Below are 16,203 nucleotides of genomic sequence, written 5' to 3'. Positions count from 1 at the left end.
GATCACGTCGTTTTCGGGTCCAAGCCGAGGAGTTCCGGCCGCGCGGCCAGTTCCCGCCAGTACGCGCCGGGGTCGGGCAGCAGCCGGCGCCGGTCCAGGTCCAGCAGGCCGGACACGCTGGCGACGTCGGCGACGAGCGTGCCGTCCGGCGCGCGGAACTCCTGCGTCACCCGCGAAGTCTTCCCGGTACCCCAGTGGAATTCGCAACCGACGGATACCTCGCTGCCGGGCACGAGCTCCCGGTGGAACCGCACGGTCGTCTCCAGGTTCACCGGGCCGATCCGGCGCGCGGCCAGCTCGGCGAGGTCGATCCCGGCGTCCTGGACGCACACCCAGCGCGCGTGGTCGGCGTAGGCGAGGTAGGCCGGGCCGCGGACGTGACCGTTGACGTCGAGGTCGTCAGCGCGCACCGCGATGGTGACTCGGAACATGCGTCCGATCGTGGCGCGCGGGCGGCGCCGGCGTCTGGAACTTTTCGGCCACCCGCACGAGCGCGGCGGGGGAGGAGCCGGACAGGCGACGGCACTCGCGGCCGAGGTGCGACTGGTCGGCGTACCCGAGCCCGGCGGCGACGCCGGCCAGCGACGCCCGCCCGGCCGCGAGGGGCTCCAGGAGGCCCAGGAACCGCTGGAACCGCCGGACGCGGTGCAGGTGCTTCGGCCCGGCGCCGACGGCGTGGACGAAGTGTCGCCGCAGCGCGCGTTCGCTGATCCCCACCGCGATGTCGGACGTCCGCGTGGTCGTGCCGAGGGCCTGGACGGCGGCCAGTACCCGGCGATCCGGCGTCCCGCCCCGGCGGGCGACGAGCGTCTCGAGGATTCCGCGCTGGGCCTCGGGATCCGCGGTCGCCGCCAGCATTTCTTCGGCACGGCGCGCGGCTGGGCCCCAGAGGTCGCTCAGCCTGGTCACGGGGGACAGCTCCGGCATGGACGTGCCGAGCACGGCGGCCGCGGCACCGCAGCGGAGCCGGACGCCGACCCGCGACGCGGACGCCGGGACCCACACCCGCAGGGGAGCGCCGACGGTGACGACGACCGTCAGCGCGTCGCCGTCCCAGACGAGGTCCGCGCAGCCGTCGGGGAGGACGCGCAGCGGCCGCGCCCAGCCGGTGCGCCCGTGCCAGCCGCAGGCCAGCACGGCCTCGAGGCCGGGCGGCGGGGCGACTTCGCGGTACACCGACCGCGCCGCCACCGGCCGCAGCGGAACTCCCATGGGCCCAGTATGCAGCGGCCGGGAACTGACCTATTTCGCCGCTAGCTTCCGGGCACCAATCCAAGGAGGAAACATGGTTCCTGACGGCTACACGACGGTCACCCCGTGGATCATCGGTCACGACACCGCCGGCCTGATCGACTTCCTGAAGCGCGCCTTCGACGCCGAAGAGCTCGGCCGGGTCGTCGGCGAGGACGGGAAGATCGGCCACGCGGAGGTGCGCATCGGCGACGCGGTCGTGATGGCGTTCGACTCGCCGGCCGACTGGGCCGAAACCCCGGCCTACCTGCGGCTCTACGTGCCGGACAGCGAGGAGACCCAGCGGCGCGCGATCGAAGCGGGCGCGACCGAGGTCACGCGGCAGACGGTGCTGTTCTTCGGCGACCGCGTCGGCCGGGTGCGCGACCCCTTCGGCAACCTCTGGTGGATCCAGACGCGGCTGGAGACCCTCGACGAGGCCGAGATGGCGCGCCGCGCGCAGCTGCCCGAGTACCTCGAGGCGATGGCGTACGTCCAGGGCGCGGACCTGGTCCATCGCCGTCCATAGTGGACGGACGCGGGCGGCTCCCGGCGATGTGGCACCCTGGGGGCCGTGCTGGAGACCGGGGAGGACTACCGCGAAGCGGTGTTGTCCGGGCAGTGGTGGGAAAAACGCCGGTTCACCGGCTGCGACTTCACCGGGGCGGACCTGAGCGGGCTGCGGACCCGCGGGTGCACGTTCGACGACTGCGTGTTCAGCCGCGCGGACCTGTCGCGTTCGCGGCACGACGCGTCGGCGTTCCGCTCGTGCACCTTCGACCGCACGGTGCTCGTCGAAAGCCGCTGGACGGGGTGCTCGCTGCTCGGCACCTCGTTCGGTGACAGCGGGTTCGGCGGCATCGCGCTCACCGACTGCGACCTGTCGATGGCGTCACTGGCGAAGGCGCGGCTGCGCAAGCTCGGGCTGTCCGGCCTGCGGCTGCGGGAAGCCAACCTGACCGAGGCCGACCTCACCGGCGCCGACCTGCGCGGCAGCGACCTGACCGGTGCGCGCCTCCTCGGCGCGAAGCTCGACGGCGCGGACCTTCGCGGCGCGCGTCTCGACGCGAACGCCCTGGTCCAGGCCGATCTCAAGGGCGCGGTGGTCGACGTCGACACGGCGATCGCCTTCGCCGCCGCGCACGGGCTCGTCATCCGCTGAAACGACGAAGGCCCCGGCAGCGCCGGGGCCTTCGAAGCGGGACTCAGTCGATCGGCGGTTCGCCCGGGTCGAGCTCGATCAGGGCGCCGTCGGCGAGCAGCTCCTCGATCGACGCCGGCAGCAGGTACGCCGACCCGCCGCCCGGCTGGTTGAACCACGGGATCGCGACGCCGGCGAGCGTCTCCAGGGGCCGCTGCACCCGGTAGACGTGGTACGGGCGGTTCACCCACTCCGGCACCAGCGACCGCTCGGCGAACGGCGTGCCTGCCGCGTACGTCAGATTGCCGTTCGGGCCGCCGAAGCGGTCCAGCTCGCTGCCCACCGGCAGCTCGCGCAGCTCCTTGCCGCGGAACAGCGTCAGCGGCGGCTCGCCGGCCATCGGCCCGATCGGCCACTGCTGCTGGCCACCGCCACCCCCGCCGTTGACGGCCGGGCGCGCCGGCTCCTCACGGCGCGGCGGCGCGGGCGGCGGGACCGGCGGAGCGCCCGGCGTCACCGCCGGAGCCAGGAGCGTCGGGGCCGACTGGGGCGGCTCGCGCCGGGGCGGTGCCGGCGGTGCGGGCGGCGGGCCCGCCTGCTGCTGCGCCAGGGGCGGCGGCCCGGCCGGGACCGGTGCGGGCGGCGCGGGCTGGCGCGGCGGAGCCGGCGGCTCGTCGTCTTCGAGGTCGCCGAACAGCTCCTCGGCGCTGGTGAACGCCGTCTGCTCCTGGGCGGGGACCGGTTCCGGCTTGCGGACCGGGTACGACCCGGTCGCGACCTCCGGCGACAGCGTCGCGACGACCCGCTGCGGCGCCGGTTCCGGCTCGGGCTCGGGTTCCGGTTCGGGCTCCTCCTCCGGCACCTGGCCTTCCGGGTTGAGCAGCAGCTTGCCCAGCATGAACGCGGCGGCGTCCTCGGCGTCGCCGAACACCGCGGGGTTGCTGAGCTTGCCGTCGTACCAGCCGACGCGCCAGCCGTCCTCGACCTGCTCGACGCTCCAGCCGTGTTCGGCGGGTTCGCCCAGCTTGTAGCCGCTTTCGGGCACCTCGAGCTCGTCCAGCTTGGCCTGCAGCCCGGCGAGCACCGGGTGGTCCGGCGTCTCGCGGCGCAGCGCCCGGCGGCCCGACCGGGGCGCCTGCTGCGGCGGCGCGGGCGGCTCCGCCTGGGCCGACGGCGGGGCCGACGGCGGTTCGGGCACCGGCAGCACGCCGGGCACCTCGGGCTGGGTGATCATGGTCGGCGGACCGGGGTCGAACGCGGCGGCGTGCGACGGCTCGTCCTCGCGCCGGGGCGGCTGCGGGGGCTCGAACGCATGCGACGGCTCCTCGGGACCCGTGGCGTACGCCGAGTCGTCCTCCCGGTGCACCGCGGACGCCGGCTCGGGCTGGAACGCGGCGTGCGACGGCTCGTCCGCCTGGTGGGCGGACGGGAAGGCCGGTTCCCCGTCGTGCTGGAGCTGGAAGGACTCGCCGTCCCGCGGCGGTTCCTCCTCGTGCCCGATCGGCTGGTCGGGGACGTATTCCGCGGTCTCCTCGAGGTCGGGCACGCGGCCCGGCTCCGGCGTCGAGCCGTTCGACCCCGCGGCGTGCTCGGGGTGCTCGTACTCCTCGTCGCCGTACTGCTCCTCTTCGGCGAAGCGGTCGTCGAACTCCTGGTCGTCGTAGCCGTCTTCGGCGTACTGGTCCTCTTCGACGTAGTCGTGCTCTTCGGCCGCGGCCTCGGGCTCGGCGGGCGCGTGCACCGCGAGCGGCGCCTCCACCGGCGCGGGCGGCTCCTGGTGCTGCGGCGGCTGCTGCTGCGGTTGCTGCTGCTGCGCGGGCGGGGCCGGTGCGGCCGCGGCCATGGCGGCCGCGCCCGGGGGCGGGCCCGCGGGGGCCTGCTGCTGGGGCGGCGGGCCCTGGGGCGGCGGCCCGGCCGGGCGCTGCTGCGGCGGCGGGGGCGGCTGGTTGCCGCGGGTCAGGTACGCGGCGGCGGCCTGCAGCGTCGGCTCGTCGACCGGCGGCGGCGCGAAGCCGACCGCGCGGACGTGCTCGACCAGGTCCGGCTCCGGCGAGACGCCGTACTTGTGCAGGTAGAAGTTGACGGCGGCGGGCCAGATCCACTGGCCGTCGCTGTGGAAGGCGACCGGGACGGTGGCCTCCGGCGTCGCGGCCAGCCGGTCGATGTCGTAGCCGCGCTCGGGCACCACCAGCGGCGCGCGCTCCAGGTACTCCAGCAGCCGGTCCTGCTCCTCGACCTCGAGGTCGGGGCGGTTGATCACCGGGCGGCCCGCCGGGCCGACGGTGTCGAAGATCCGGGCGATCCGGAAGTGCGGCCCCGGCTGCTCCGGCCCGAGCCCGGACATCCGCCGGATCAGCCATTCGGGGACGTTGTCCTCGGTGCGGGGGAACATCCGCAGCTCGTCGGAGTAGGCCTGCGGCGGCGGCGCGAGGTTCCACACCGGCTCGTCGCGGTTGTACTCGAGGTTGTAGCTGGACGGGTGGTCGAGCTGGTAGCGCGCGTTGAACCACGTGCCACGGCCGTCCCGGTACATGCCGCCGCGCAGCCTGCCGAAGAGCGTGGCGATGTCGTGGGTGGCCAGCCAGTCGTGCACCGAGCCGTCCTCGGTGACGATCTCGCCGGTCAGCTCGTGGTACCTCCCGACGGCTCGGTACTCCGCGGTGACCTTGCGCCAGTCGCGCGGGGCGGCACGGAGCAGGGCAAGGCCGATCTGCTTGACCAGGGTGTCCTGCTCGGTCGCGTTCAGCTGCGTCGTCGGTTGTGCCACGGGGACATTTTGACTGTTCGCGCGCGCGAGTGCACCCCGCATGGGGGTTTTACCGCCCGGTCACCCGGTGGCACACCGTCTGACCTCGCGAGATGCGACATGTCATAAATCACAGCTTGATCGCGGCGAGCGTCGCGAATGGACCGTGTGGGGTAGCGGCCAGTCTACGGGCAGCGACCACCCGTGCCTGGAAGCGACGCGCGGGGGTCGCTTTGCCAGAATGGGGCGTGTGACGGCGAAGATTCTCGACGGCAAGGCCACCAAGAACGCCATTTTCGCGGAGCTCGAGCCGCGCGTCGCGGCGCTGGCCGCGAAGGGGGTGACGCCGGGCCTGGGCACCGTCCTGGTCGGCGACGACCCGGGGTCGCACTCGTACGTGCGGATGAAGCACGCCGACAGCGGGAAGATCGGCGTCAACTCGATCCGCCGCGACCTGCCGGCCGACATCACCCAGGAGAAGCTCGAAGCCGTCATCGACGAGCTGAACGCCGACCCGGCCTGCCACGGCTACATCGTCCAGCTGCCGCTGCCGAAGCACCTCGACGCGAACCGCGTCCTCGAGCGCATCGACCCGGAGAAGGACGCCGACGGCCTCGCGCCGGTCAGCCTCGGGCGGCTGGTGCTGGGCCAGCGGGGCGCGCTGCCGTGCACGCCGTACGGGATCATCGAGCTGCTCAAGCGCCACGGCGTCGAGCTGAACGGCGCGCGCGTCACGGTCGTCGGCCGCGGGATCACCGTCGGCCGCACGCTGGGCCTGCTGCTGACCCGCCGCAGCGAGAACGCCACCGTCACCCTGTGCCACACCGGCACCCGCGACCTGGCCGCCGAGGTCCGCCGCGCCGACATCGTGGTCGCCGCGGCCGGCGTGCCCGGGATCATCACGCCGGACATGGTCGCCCCGGGCGCCGCGGTGCTCGACGTCGGCGTGTCCCACGTGGACGGCAAACTCACCGGCGATGTTCACCCGGACGTGGCCGAGGTGGCCGGCTGGATCTCGCCGAACCCCGGCGGGGTCGGCCCGATGACCCGGGCGATGCTGGTCAGCAACGTCGTCGAGGCGGCGGAACGCTCGGTCCAGGGCCGATGACCATGACGGAGGACCGGCGGGACGTCCACGACCGCCGGAGCCGGCAGTCCCGGTTCACCCAGCTCCCGTTCGCGGTGGTGCTGCTGGTGGTGGCCGTCGCGGTGCTGCGGATCGTCCAGTACCACTGGCGGGAGGGCGCCGCGCTGATCGGCGCGGCGCTCCTCCTCGCCGCGGTGCTCCGGGCGGTGCTGCCGACGGAGCGGGCGGGGCTGCTGGCCATCCGCGGCAAGATCGTCGACGTGGTGACGTTCGCCGGCCTCGCCGCGGCGGTCCTCTACGTGGCGTTGACGATCATCGGTGGCCCGTTCGGCTCCTCTTAGGACGCCATCGCGAGTTCGCGGTGACGTTCGGCTTTTGCCTCGCGACGGTCCAAAGTGCCCGAGACGATGGCCAGGGTCAGCCCGAAGACGGCCAGCAGGGCGCCGACCCAGTTCGGGGCGACCAGGCCCAGCCCCCCAGCGATCACCAGGCCGCCGAGGTACGCCCCGATCGAGTTGGCGATGTTGAACGCCGACTGGACGGCGGCCGACACCAGGGACGGGGTGCCGCCCGCCTTCTCCATGATCCGGGCCTGCATCATCGGGCCGATCATGAACCCGGCGACGCCGACGAAGAAGATCGTGATCGCCGCGCCGACCTTGCCCTGTGCCGTGATGGTGAAGATGCCCAGCACCGACGCCAGCGCCAGCAGCGCGATGTACAGGCTCGGCATCAGCGCGCGGTCGGCCAGCCGGCCGCCGAGCAGGTTGCCGATCGTCATGCCGACGCCGGCCAGTGACAGCAGCAGCGTGACGTTCGACGGCGAGTAGCCGGCGACGTCGGTCAGCATCGGCGTGATGTAGGACAGGCAGGCGAACACGCCGCCGAGGCCGAAGGTGACGATCGCCAGCGCCAGGTGCACCTGCGGGCGCTTGAACGCCCCGAGTTCGGTGCGCAGCGACGCCTCGGCGGGCTTGCCCTGGTGCGGGACGAGCTTCGCGATGGCCGCGATGGCGACCAGCCCGATGAGGGCGACGACGCCGAAGGTGGCGCGCCAGCCGACCTGCTGGCCGAGCAGCGTGCCCAGCGGCACGCCGATCACGTTCGCCAGGGTCAGGCCGAGGAACATCATCGACACGGCCTTGGCGCGCTCGCCCGGGCCGACGAGGCCGGAGGCGACGACGGCCCCCGCGCCGAAGAACGCGCCGTGGGGCAGGCCGGCGAGGAACCGGAACGCGACGCCGAACTCCTGGTTGGGCGACAGCGCGAAGAGGGCGTTGCCCAGCGTGAACAGGCCCATCATGGCCAGCAGCATGGTCTTGCGCGGCAGCCGCACGGCGGCCGCGGTGAGCAGGGGGGCGCCGATGACGACGCCGAGGGCGTAACCGGAGATGAGGTAGCCGGCGGTCGGGATGTCGACGCCGAAGTCGGCGGCCGCCTGGGGCAGCACGCCCATCATGACGAACTCGGTGGTCCCGATGCCGAAAGCTCCGATGGCGAGCGCGAGCAGCGCGACGGGCACGGCACTCCTTCCAGGGTGGGTAAACGATTACTTGGGCGATCTCAGCACGAGTACTGGATCGGTTCAGTTCGGGGACAAAATTAAAGACAGCCATGCGGCCCCAGCGCCGTGAGCTGTCCTACGCACAGTCCAACCGACGAGGGGGGTCGTTGTCATCCCGATATCGGGTGACGATCCACACCCGTAACGCCCGGCTCAGCGGGGCGCGGCCAGGACGCCGGCGAGCAGGCCCGGGAACAGCGCGTCAAGATCCTTGCGGCGCAACGAGTTGAACCGCGTCGTGCCTTCCTGGCGGCCGGCGACGACGCCGGCCTGGCGCAGGATGCTCAGGTGGTGGGTGATTGTGGACTTCGTCACCGGCACGGTCAGCCCGCTGCACGAGATCTCCCCGTCGGTCGCCGCGAGCTGGCGCACGATGGCCAGCCGCACCGGGTCGGCGAGGGCGCGCAGCACGCCCTCGACGGTGATCTCCTCCTGCGCCGGGTAGTGGAGCGGCGGCAGGGTCGCGTGCTTGGCCATGGGCCCATTGTACGACGGCGGTCGAAATTGTCGCAGCCACGTAGTACGGTGACTATCGAACTACGACGTTCATCGAACCAACCGCCCGCCTCGCTTGGGAGCCCACACCCATGTCCACACCCTCGTCCTCGAGGATCTCGGTGCTCGCGTTCGGCGCGTTCGGCGTCGGGACCAGCGGCTACATCGTCGCCGGGCTGCTGCCCGCGCTGACCGGCGAACTGCACGTCTCGGCCACGGCCGCGGCGCAGCTCGTCACCGCCTTCGCCATCGCGTACGCGGTGGGCTCGCCGCTCTTCGCCGCCGCCACCGGCACCTGGGAACGCCGGTCGCTGCTCGTCGCGGCCCTCGTCGTCACCGGCGCCGGCAACCTCTTCGCGGCGCTCGCTCCGGGCTACACGAGCTTGCTGGTGGCCCGGGTGGTGACGGCGGTCGGCGCCGCCGTGTTCACCCCGGCGGCGAGCGCCGTCGCGGCCGAGCTGACCGTCCCGGAACGCCGGGGCCGCGCGGTCGCGCTCGTGTTCGGCGGGCTGACCGTCGCGCTCATCTTCGGCGTGCCGCTCGGCAGCCTGATCTCCCAGCACCTCGGCTACCGGCCGGCGTTCGCCCTGGTCGCCGCGTTCTCGCTGGTCAGCGCGCTGGCCGTGCGGCTGGCGCTGCCCACGGTCGCCGCGCCTCCGCGGGTCCGCCTCGCCGAGCGGTTCGCCGCCGGCCGCGACCCGAGGGTGCTCGTCATGCTGGCCACGACGGTCCTCGCCTGCCTGGCCGCGTTCATGGTCTACACGTTCGTCTCGCCGCTGCTGGCCGCGACCGCGGGCGTGCACGGCACGACCGTGACGATCCTGCTCTTCTGCTACGGCGTCGGCGGCGCGGTCGGCAACTTCGCCGGCGGCCGGGCGACCGACCGCTGGGGTTCGCGGGCGCCGCTGCTGGTGGTCACCGTGGCCATCACCGTCGTGATGGCGCTGCTGCCCGTCACGACCGGGACGCCGCTCGCGGCCGCCGTCACGCTGTTCGTGTGGGGCCTGGCGACGTGGTCGTTCAACCCGCCGGTGCAGCACCGCCTGATCGAGCTGTCCCCGGGCCACGCCGGGCTGGTGCTGTCGCTCAACGCGTCCGCCATCTACCTGGGCGTCGGCCTGTCCGGGGTGGTCGGCGGTGCGGTGCTGGCGTCCGGCGGGCCGCTGCTGCTGCCCGAGGTCGCGGCCGCGCTGACCCTGGTCGCCTTGGTGCTCGTGAGCGCGGCCTGGGGGCGGGTCCGCGAGCCCCGGGAACAGGTCGCCGTCGGCTAGTCGGCGTGGGCCTGGACCTCGCAGTCGGGCCCGGGGTAGACCAGCGCCTCGTGCCCGTCGGCGAACCGGACCAGGTAGGGCGGCGCGCCGTCGGGCCCGCGGACTTCGAGGATCTCGCCGCGCTGCTCGGCCGACCCGACCGTCCGGCCGTGCACCTGGATCTCGTCTCCCACTGTGGCGTGCATGGGCTTTCACCTCCGCATCCAGGGTAGGAGCGTCCCGCGGCCGCGGGTAGGCCCGTGAGCACGCCGAACGGGTAAACTCCGGGCCATGACCAACGAATTCGGAGGCGCCGCGCCTCGGCGCCGGTGACGCCCTCGGTCCGGGTCCGCACGCCGAACGAGCTGCGGAAGGCCCGGCGGAACAAGGCACATCCCTGTTGGGGCCACCTGGTGGCCGCCCCGCTGTGGCCGTTGCACGGCGCGAACCTCGGCACGTTGCTCCGCACCTGTGACGCCGTCGGCGCGTGTCTCGCCGTCCCGCGGTTCCCGTGGGTGCCCGAGGCGCTGCGGCGGGGGAACACGTTGCGGCGCCCGGCATGCGTGCACTGGGTGCACGATCCGCCGGGCTGGCTGGCCCGCGAACGGGCGGCGGGCACGAAGGTCGTCGGCGTCGAACTCGCCGAGGAAGCGGTGCGGCTGGCCGACCTGCCCGCTGCCCGCGGCCGCACGATCGCCGTGCTCGGCCACGAGCAGACCGGGATCCCGCCGGACGCGCTGGACCTGCTCGACACCGTCGTCGAAATCCCGATGGTGGGCATGGGCGCCAGCCTCAACGTCGCGGTGGCGGGGAGCCTGGTCCTCTACAAACTCGCCGGCCTGCTGTGAGAAGGTCGAAGCGTGGTCGAGGTGGTGGAGACGGTCCGGGGCCGCGGCGGCGAACTGGTGCTGCGGCGCGACGGCGAGGCGTTCGAAGTGATCGAGAACGGCGTGTTCCTGATGGACACGCGCAACGGCGAGTCCGAGCGGCTCCTGGTGACCGGGGCGCTGGACCGCCTCGGCCCGGGCCCCCGGCTGCTGATCGGCGGCCTCGGCGTCGGGTTCTCCCTCCGCGCGGCGCTCGACGGGGGAGCGGCGTCCGTCGTGGTGGTGGAACGGGAACCGGCGGTGATCGCCTGGAACCACTCCGGTCCACTGCGGACGGTGCACGGCGACGCGCTCGCCGATCCCCGCGTCCGGCTGCTCGAGACGGACCTCGTTCCCTGGCTGCGGGAGACGTCCGAACGCTTCGACGCGCTGTGCCTCGACATCGACAACGGTCCCGAGTGGACGGTCACGGAAGGCAACGCGCGGCTGTACACCGACGCCGGGCTGCTCCGCCTGGCCGGCCTGCTGAACCCGGGCGGGGTGCTGGCGGTGTGGAGCGCGTCCGCGGCTCCGGCGTTCGCCGCCCGGCTGCGGGCGCACTTCGCCGACGTCGACGAGGTCGCGGTCGAGGTCCCGCGCGGCGAACCGGATGTCCTGTGGTTCGCGCGGAACTAGCGGTCGCGGAGAACGCGTCCTGGTGCGAGGCGGTCTGCGGCGCCGGACGGTGGGGCCCGCGAGCCTGGACGAGCCCGCGCCGCACGCCGCCGTACTACCCGGACGCCGTGACGCTCACCCCGGACGCCACGGCCGCCGACGTCCTGCCGTTCGTCGACGGCTCGGCGGGCTGCTCGGTGAAGGACAGCTTCGCGACGCTCGACCTGTCCGGCGAAGGCTTCGAGGTGCTGTTCGCCGCGGTGTGGATCGCCTGCGGGCCGGGCGTTCCCGAGCCGGGCTGGCACCGCGCCGCCGATCCCGGGGGTTTCCCGGACGGCGATTCCGTGGTGGTGCTGCGTCGCGGCGAAGACGTGGTCGTGGCGCACCGCGGCGACGGCGTCACGGGCCTGTCCAACTTCGCGGCACCCCCGGCGAGCTGGCCCGGCGCGGTGGCGGCGGTGGCGTCGGCCTTCCCGGGCCTCCCGGTCGTCGGCTACGAACACGGTGACGCGCTGGACAACGCCTTGGCCCACGGCGCCGAACCGCTCGGGCCACTGCGCGTCTGGGTGCGTTAGGTCGAGGGAACCGTGGCCTTGGCGGCCTTCTTGAACGCGCGGACCTGGGCGAGCGTCTCGGCGTTGGTGACGTCGGCGATCGAACGGCGGGACCCGCGGTCGCCGTAGGCGCCGGCCGCCTCGCGCCAGCCCTTCGGGGCGACTCCGCGTTGCTTGCCGAGGAGCGCGAGGAAGATCTTCGCCTTCTGCTCGCCGAAGCCGGGAAGGGCCTTCAGGCGCTTCAGGACTTCGGGGCCGTCGGGCTTCGGGCGGCCTTGGAGCCAGATGCCCTCGGTGCGGCCGTCGTAGGTTTCGATGATGTGCTGGGCGAGCGCGTGGACGCGACGGGCCATCGAACCGCCGTACCGGTGGATCGCCGGCGGCACCACGCACATCTCGACGAAGGTCTCGACGTCCGTCGCGGCGATCTTCGCGATGTCGAAGCCGTCCATCCGGTCGGCGATCTTCCGCGGGCCGGCGAACGCGTGCTCCATCGGGTACTGCTGGTCGAGGAGCATCCCGACGAGCAGGGCGAACGGGTCGTCGTTGAGCAGCTTGTCGGCCGCCGGGTCACCGGTCAGGTGCAGTTCGCGCAGCATGTCGACATCTTGACACAACGGCCCTCTTCCTACGTGCGCTCTTTGCCCGGGAGGTGGGCGACGACGAGCGCCGCGGCCGCGATGAGGAAGTTCTGCAGCGCCGGCTGCAGGCCGTTCCACTTGTCCGACTGCCACATCTGGAACCACTCGCCGCCGATGGCGAGGAAGCCGACGCCGAACAGCAGCAGCCACATCACCCAGCCGAGTGTCGAAAGCCGGCGGGCCGTGTCCGTGCGGGCGCGCAGCCACGCCACCAGCGCCGCGACCAGCACCAGGGCGGTCAGCGTCTCCCACGCGATGATCACGACGTAGGCCGTGTTCTGCAGCCCCGGGCTGGTGATCGCGCGCCACATCATGTCCGGCGAGCGGAACGTCGTGTCCATCGCGAGCACGTGCTGCACGAAAGCCTGGTTCGTGCCGAAGTCGGTGATGTTGCCGAACGCGATGAGCGCCATCTGGAGCGCGGTCATGGCGGTGAGGACGACGACCGCGAACCGCAGGCCGCCGATCCTGGCGAGGAACCCCATGGCCGGATCGTAACTACGCGCGTACCGGGCGTCAGCGGATTTTCGAGTACCGCGACGGCGTCGTCCCGAGGTACCGCTTGAAGTGCCGCGTCAGGTGGGCCTGGTCGCTGAACCCGGCCGCGGCGGCGACGTCGGCGGCCGGGGCGCCGTCGAGCAGGAGACGGCGGGCGCGGTCGACGCGGCGGCCGGTCAGGTAGCGGTGCGGCGGCAGGCCGAACTTCGCGCCGAAGCAGCGGACGAGGTACGCGGGATGCGCGCTGAGCGTCTCGGCGGCTTCGGCCAGCGTCAGCGCTTCGGGGAGCTTCGCGTCGAGGAGGTCCCTCAGGTCGTCGGCGAGGCCGCGCTTCGGCTCCGGGGAGACCGGCCGCCCGAGGTGGGTGCGCAGCCGGTCGGCGACCAGGACGAGCCGGCTTTCCGCTTCGAGCGCGTCACCGGGGTCGGCGAGGGACTCGTGGAGCTGGTGGATCCGGGTGCGCAGCAGGCCGTCGGCGAGGCTCGGCCGGTCGACGGCGGCGCCGACGAGGTCCTCGCCCAGCACGGACGTGTCCAGGTAGAGCACGCGCTTGCGGAAGCCGTGGCTGGTGGCGGCCCGCCCGTCGTGCGCGACGTTCGGCGGCAGCAGCGTCACGGCCGGGCCGAGCGCGCCGTGGTGGTGGCGGTCGAGGTCGTAGCGGATGACGCCGTCGTCGACGATCAGCAGGGTCCACGTGTCGTGCGTGTGGAGCGGGTAGGCGTGGGTGGTGAAGCGCGCGTGGAAGACCTCGGCGATCCCCGGGACCGCCGGCCGCCAAGCCGCGACGTCCGCCATGTCAAGAACGTACAAGACGCGGCGGTCGCGGGCGGGCGAGTCTTGCGGGCATGAGTTCCTTCGACACGAAGATCGCCGTCCTGCTCCGCGACGACCTGGCGTCCTGGCAGCGGCTCAACGTGACCGCGTTCCTGGTGAGCGGGATCGCCCACGTGACGCCCGAGCTGATGGGCGAGCCGTACTTCGACGCGGACGACACGGAGTACCTGCCGATGTTCGGCCAGCCGGTGATGGTGTTCTCGGGCAGCGCGGACGTCCTGACCGCGGCGCACGGCCGCGCGCTGGGCCGCGGCTTGCGGATTTCGATCTTCACCGACGAGCTGTTCCACACGGGCAACGACGTCGACAACCGGGCGGCGGTCCGCGCGGTGCCGGCGGAGAAGCTCGCCCTGGCGGGACTCGCGGTGCACGGGCCGAAGAACGCGGTGGACAAGATCCTCAAGGGCGCTTCGCTGCACCGGTGAGCAGAAACCCCCTATCCGGTCCGGGCCGGCACTGGCAGCATGATCGGCGGTGCCGGGGAGAGCGGCTCGGACTGGGGAGGTTCCGTGAATTCGTTTCGTCGTGCGTGCGTGGTCCTGACGGCGGCGGCCGGGCTGGGCTTGGGGCTCGTGCCGGTCGCGTCGGCGGACCCGGTGCAGACGGTGAGCTACACCTCGGAGACCGGCGCTTGGCCGATGCAGGGCAGCGTCCAGTACGCGTCGCCGGGCGACGAGATCGCTGCGTGGGAGCGCGACGGCAGGCTGACGATCGACGTCGACGCGGGCTTCGACTACCTCCGCATCGAGCTGAGCGCCCCGGCGGGGGAAACCCTGCACACCGGGACGTACACGGGTGCGCGCTACCGCGGTCAGAGCGACCCGGCGCTCAGCACACCGGGGTTCATGGCGGTCACCGGCGGCTTCGGCTGCGGCGACGACTACGCGGACTTCACGATCGACCGCCTCGACGCGACGGGCGTCGACCTGACGTTCGTCCAGCACTGCGGCAGCCCGGACGGCCCGGCCACCCGCGGCGAGGTCCACTTCACGGCCTGAGCCGCTCCACGGGCGGCAACCGGCCGGTCGTCACCCAGGTGACCCAGTCGGCGGGGCGGAACACGCAGTTCCCGGACCGGACCCGGCTCGCGTGCCGGCCGAGCAGCCGAACCGCGCGCCACAGCTCGTCGTCGGCGTCGTGGCGTTCGAACGTGACGGGGTTCGTGGCCCGGCAGAAGACACCGGTCAGCGAGCTCGCCGGCCGGTCCCGGCGCTGGAGGAACCAGCCGCCGGGATCGGCGGGCGTGCCCGCGTCACCGCCGAGGGTGCGCCACACGACGTCCGGACCGAGCCGGGTCGCCAGCTGGAGCGCCTCGGTGGACTCGAAGGTGCAAACGCTTGCGGAGGGCGACGGCGGTACCGGCCGCGGCTCGGTTCCCAGCGACGTCAGCTCGAAGGCGGCCGCCGTCACCCGGATCCGGAGCGGGGCGAAGAACTCGACCGTCACCAGTCCGTCGTGTTCCCAGCTCCCCGGTTCCTCGAGCGCGTGGCCCGGCGCCGGCGGCTCGGCCGCCTCCAGCTCGCCCGGGTCGGCGCTCAGCTCGAAGACCTCGACGACGGAGACCTCGCCGGGCACGAGCCGGTACTCCACGTACGCCTCCAGCCGCAGCGAAACGCGGCTGCCGTCCGTGGTGACGTCCGTCAGGTGGCCGTCGGCGAACTGGTCCAGCTTCACGGGGCCGTCGCGTGCACCACGAAGACGCTCCGCACCCGGTCCGCGCCCTCGACGGTGAACGTCCGCGCCGACGCGTCCACGAACCCCGCCGACGAGGCCAGCGCCGCCGCCTCGGCGTCGTTCGTCGGGAACGTGATGTCCCTGGGCACGAAGTCCGCGAACGCCCCCGATGGCCGGAACCGTGCCCCGGAAACCACCGAGAACGCCAGCCGGCCGCCCGGCCGGAGCACCCGCAGCCAGTCCGCGAACGCGACTGCCCCGAGGAAGTGCAGCGAGGACGCGCAGAGCACGACGTCGGCCGAACCGTCGTCCGCCGGCATCGGCACCGCCGGCCCGACCTGCCACGTGATCACGCCCGACGGATCCTGCGAAGCCGCTTTCGCCGTGGCCCGGGCGACCATCGCCGGCGACAAGTCGACAGCGAGCACGCGACCCGGCTTCAGCCGTAGCGCCGCGTACGCCGCGAAGCCCGTCCCGGTGGCGACGTCCAGCACGAGCCCCGGCTCGGACGGCAACGGCTCGACCAGCGCGTCGGCCACCAAGGCGTGAAACGTGTCTTCGTCGTAGTGCTCGGCTGTGCTGTCGAAGAGGGCTGCCCTCGAGTCGTGGTCCACGGACCCAACCTAGCTGGGGCCTCCAGGGGTTTTCAGCGGCCGACGGCCCGCGAAGCCGAGGTCGGTGCGGTGGTACCAGCCCAGCTCGCGGTCGCCTTCGAGCCAGCACAGCAGGACGTCCGTGCCGTCGAGCTCGGCCGGGAAGTCGACCAGCAGCGGCGCGAACCCCTTGAGCTCGGCGCCGGTGCGCTGCACCGTCGTCATCAGGTCGTCGAGCCGCGCCTGCGCGGCCTTCCACTCGGGCAGCCCGCCCAGCTCGGTGGCCCGGCCACCCGGGCGCAGCGACGCCGCGAGCTCGGCGGCGTCGGCCCGGACGCGCACCAGCTCGTCGAGGACCGGCCGCAGCCGCGCCAGTTCGTCGCGGGCCTCCGCGACGGTGAACAGTCCCATCCGC

Annotated in this window: 22 protein-coding genes; 10 read left to right on the top strand and 12 right to left on the bottom strand. The window is 73.1% G+C overall.

Going from position 1 to position 16,203, the window contains the following annotated elements:
* Positions 1 to 2: 2 nt before the first annotated feature.
* Complete coding sequence (locus tag ACH54P_RS25385) at positions 3 to 431, bottom strand: acyl-CoA thioesterase (RefSeq protein WP_489905884.1); 429 nt, start codon at positions 429 to 431, stop codon at positions 3 to 5.
* Positions 400 to 1,212 (bottom strand): helix-turn-helix domain-containing protein, encoded by an 813-nt coding sequence (locus tag ACH54P_RS25380; protein WP_489905883.1) that lies wholly within the window; start codon positions 1,210 to 1,212, stop codon positions 400 to 402. Before ACH54P_RS25380 ends, ACH54P_RS25385 begins: the two co-directional genes overlap by 32 nt.
* Before the next feature lie 73 nt (positions 1,213 to 1,285).
* Between ACH54P_RS25380 and ACH54P_RS25375 the strand changes: the two genes are divergently transcribed.
* On the top strand, positions 1,286 to 1,759 hold the full coding sequence (locus ACH54P_RS25375) for a VOC family protein (RefSeq protein WP_489905882.1): 474 nt from the start codon (positions 1,286 to 1,288) through the stop codon (positions 1,757 to 1,759).
* A gap of 45 nt (positions 1,760 to 1,804) precedes the next feature.
* Positions 1,805 to 2,392: a pentapeptide repeat-containing protein gene (locus ACH54P_RS25370; protein WP_489905881.1), complete on the top strand. Its 588-nt coding sequence runs from the start codon at positions 1,805 to 1,807 to the stop codon at positions 2,390 to 2,392.
* A 43-nt stretch (positions 2,393 to 2,435) separates the two neighbouring features.
* On the opposite strand, the gene ACH54P_RS25365 is transcribed toward ACH54P_RS25370, so the two are convergent.
* Positions 2,436 to 5,180 (bottom strand): TNT domain-containing protein, encoded by a 2,745-nt coding sequence (locus ACH54P_RS25365; RefSeq protein ID WP_489905880.1) that lies wholly within the window; start codon positions 5,178 to 5,180, stop codon positions 2,436 to 2,438.
* 187 nt (positions 5,181 to 5,367) lie between these two features.
* Between ACH54P_RS25365 and ACH54P_RS25360 the strand changes: the two genes are divergently transcribed.
* Together ACH54P_RS25360 and ACH54P_RS25355 are read left to right on the top strand one after the other, a co-directional pair.
* Entirely contained in the window at positions 5,368 to 6,225 is an 858-nt protein-coding gene (locus tag ACH54P_RS25360) for a bifunctional methylenetetrahydrofolate dehydrogenase/methenyltetrahydrofolate cyclohydrolase (protein WP_470280444.1), read from the top strand.
* Positions 6,222 to 6,545, top strand: coding sequence for a DUF3017 domain-containing protein (locus tag ACH54P_RS25355; RefSeq protein WP_489905879.1), 324 nt, complete (start codon positions 6,222 to 6,224; stop codon positions 6,543 to 6,545). Before ACH54P_RS25360 ends, ACH54P_RS25355 begins: the two co-directional genes overlap by 4 nt.
* Here ACH54P_RS25355 and ACH54P_RS25350 read toward each other — a convergent pair.
* Positions 6,542 to 7,726: an MFS transporter gene (locus tag ACH54P_RS25350; protein ID WP_489905878.1), complete on the bottom strand. Its 1,185-nt coding sequence runs from the start codon at positions 7,724 to 7,726 to the stop codon at positions 6,542 to 6,544. The genes ACH54P_RS25355 and ACH54P_RS25350 overlap by 4 nt on opposite strands.
* A 195-nt stretch (positions 7,727 to 7,921) precedes the next feature.
* Positions 7,922 to 8,245 (bottom strand): ArsR/SmtB family transcription factor, encoded by a 324-nt coding sequence (locus tag ACH54P_RS25345; protein WP_489905877.1) that lies wholly within the window; start codon positions 8,243 to 8,245, stop codon positions 7,922 to 7,924.
* Between the two features lie 110 nt (positions 8,246 to 8,355).
* Here ACH54P_RS25345 and ACH54P_RS25340 point away from each other — a divergent pair, with 110 nt between their 5' ends.
* Complete coding sequence (locus ACH54P_RS25340; protein WP_489905876.1) at positions 8,356 to 9,534, top strand: MFS transporter; 1,179 nt, start codon at positions 8,356 to 8,358, stop codon at positions 9,532 to 9,534.
* On the opposite strand, the gene ACH54P_RS25335 is transcribed toward ACH54P_RS25340, so the two are convergent.
* Positions 9,531 to 9,719: a DUF1918 domain-containing protein gene (locus ACH54P_RS25335; protein WP_489905875.1), complete on the bottom strand. Its 189-nt coding sequence runs from the start codon at positions 9,717 to 9,719 to the stop codon at positions 9,531 to 9,533. The genes ACH54P_RS25340 and ACH54P_RS25335 overlap by 4 nt on opposite strands.
* Before the next feature lie 123 nt (positions 9,720 to 9,842).
* On the opposite strand from ACH54P_RS25335, the gene ACH54P_RS25330 reads away from it, so the two are divergent.
* From ACH54P_RS25330 to ACH54P_RS25320, 3 genes are read left to right on the top strand one after another with little or no spacing between them, the layout of a single operon-like run.
* Positions 9,843 to 10,361, top strand: coding sequence for a TrmH family RNA methyltransferase (locus ACH54P_RS25330; protein ID WP_489905874.1), 519 nt, complete (start codon positions 9,843 to 9,845; stop codon positions 10,359 to 10,361).
* 12 nt (positions 10,362 to 10,373) lie between these two features.
* Positions 10,374 to 11,015, top strand: a complete 642-nt coding sequence (locus ACH54P_RS25325; RefSeq protein ID WP_489905873.1) for a spermidine synthase family protein — start codon at positions 10,374 to 10,376, stop codon at positions 11,013 to 11,015.
* Positions 10,997 to 11,569: a hypothetical protein gene (locus ACH54P_RS25320; RefSeq protein WP_489905872.1), complete on the top strand. Its 573-nt coding sequence runs from the start codon at positions 10,997 to 10,999 to the stop codon at positions 11,567 to 11,569. The genes ACH54P_RS25325 and ACH54P_RS25320 overlap by 19 nt, the downstream gene beginning before the upstream one ends.
* On the opposite strand, the gene ACH54P_RS25315 is transcribed toward ACH54P_RS25320, so the two are convergent.
* The 3 genes from ACH54P_RS25315 to ACH54P_RS25305 are packed head-to-tail and all read right to left on the bottom strand — an operon-like array spanning position 11,566 to position 13,482.
* Entirely contained in the window at positions 11,566 to 12,147 is a 582-nt protein-coding gene (locus ACH54P_RS25315) for an HhH-GPD-type base excision DNA repair protein (RefSeq protein WP_489905871.1), read from the bottom strand. The genes ACH54P_RS25320 and ACH54P_RS25315 overlap by 4 nt on opposite strands.
* 29 nt (positions 12,148 to 12,176) lie before the next feature.
* Complete coding sequence (locus tag ACH54P_RS25310) at positions 12,177 to 12,674, bottom strand: DUF2165 domain-containing protein (protein ID WP_489905870.1); 498 nt, start codon at positions 12,672 to 12,674, stop codon at positions 12,177 to 12,179.
* Between the two features lie 31 nt (positions 12,675 to 12,705).
* Positions 12,706 to 13,482, bottom strand: coding sequence for a helix-turn-helix transcriptional regulator (locus tag ACH54P_RS25305; protein ID WP_489905869.1), 777 nt, complete (start codon positions 13,480 to 13,482; stop codon positions 12,706 to 12,708).
* A 50-nt stretch (positions 13,483 to 13,532) separates the two neighbouring features.
* On the opposite strand from ACH54P_RS25305, the gene ACH54P_RS25300 reads away from it, so the two are divergent.
* Complete coding sequence (locus ACH54P_RS25300) at positions 13,533 to 13,946, top strand: DUF2000 family protein (protein ID WP_489905868.1); 414 nt, start codon at positions 13,533 to 13,535, stop codon at positions 13,944 to 13,946.
* An 84-nt stretch (positions 13,947 to 14,030) separates the two neighbouring features.
* Positions 14,031 to 14,519 (top strand): hypothetical protein, encoded by a 489-nt coding sequence (locus tag ACH54P_RS25295; RefSeq protein WP_489905867.1) that lies wholly within the window; start codon positions 14,031 to 14,033, stop codon positions 14,517 to 14,519.
* Here ACH54P_RS25295 and ACH54P_RS25290 read toward each other — a convergent pair.
* From ACH54P_RS25290 to ACH54P_RS25280, 3 genes are read right to left on the bottom strand one after another with little or no spacing between them, the layout of a single operon-like run.
* Entirely contained in the window at positions 14,509 to 15,195 is a 687-nt protein-coding gene (locus tag ACH54P_RS25290; RefSeq protein WP_489905866.1) for a hypothetical protein, read from the bottom strand. The two genes, ACH54P_RS25295 and ACH54P_RS25290, sit on opposite strands and share 11 nt — an antisense overlap.
* Entirely contained in the window at positions 15,192 to 15,809 is a 618-nt protein-coding gene (locus tag ACH54P_RS25285) for a class I SAM-dependent methyltransferase (protein WP_489905865.1), read from the bottom strand. The genes ACH54P_RS25290 and ACH54P_RS25285 overlap by 4 nt, the downstream gene beginning before the upstream one ends.
* 9 nt (positions 15,810 to 15,818) lie before the next feature.
* Positions 15,819 to 16,199, bottom strand: a complete 381-nt coding sequence (locus ACH54P_RS25280) for a DUF2203 domain-containing protein (RefSeq protein ID WP_489905864.1) — start codon at positions 16,197 to 16,199, stop codon at positions 15,819 to 15,821.
* Between the last annotated feature and the right edge of the window lie 4 nt (positions 16,200 to 16,203).

The sequence above is a fragment of the Amycolatopsis sp. N2S4-7 genome (genome assembly GCF_058119595.1).
The sequence above is the reverse complement of the archived record's forward strand: the minus strand, read 5'-3'. Positions and strand labels throughout refer to the sequence as shown.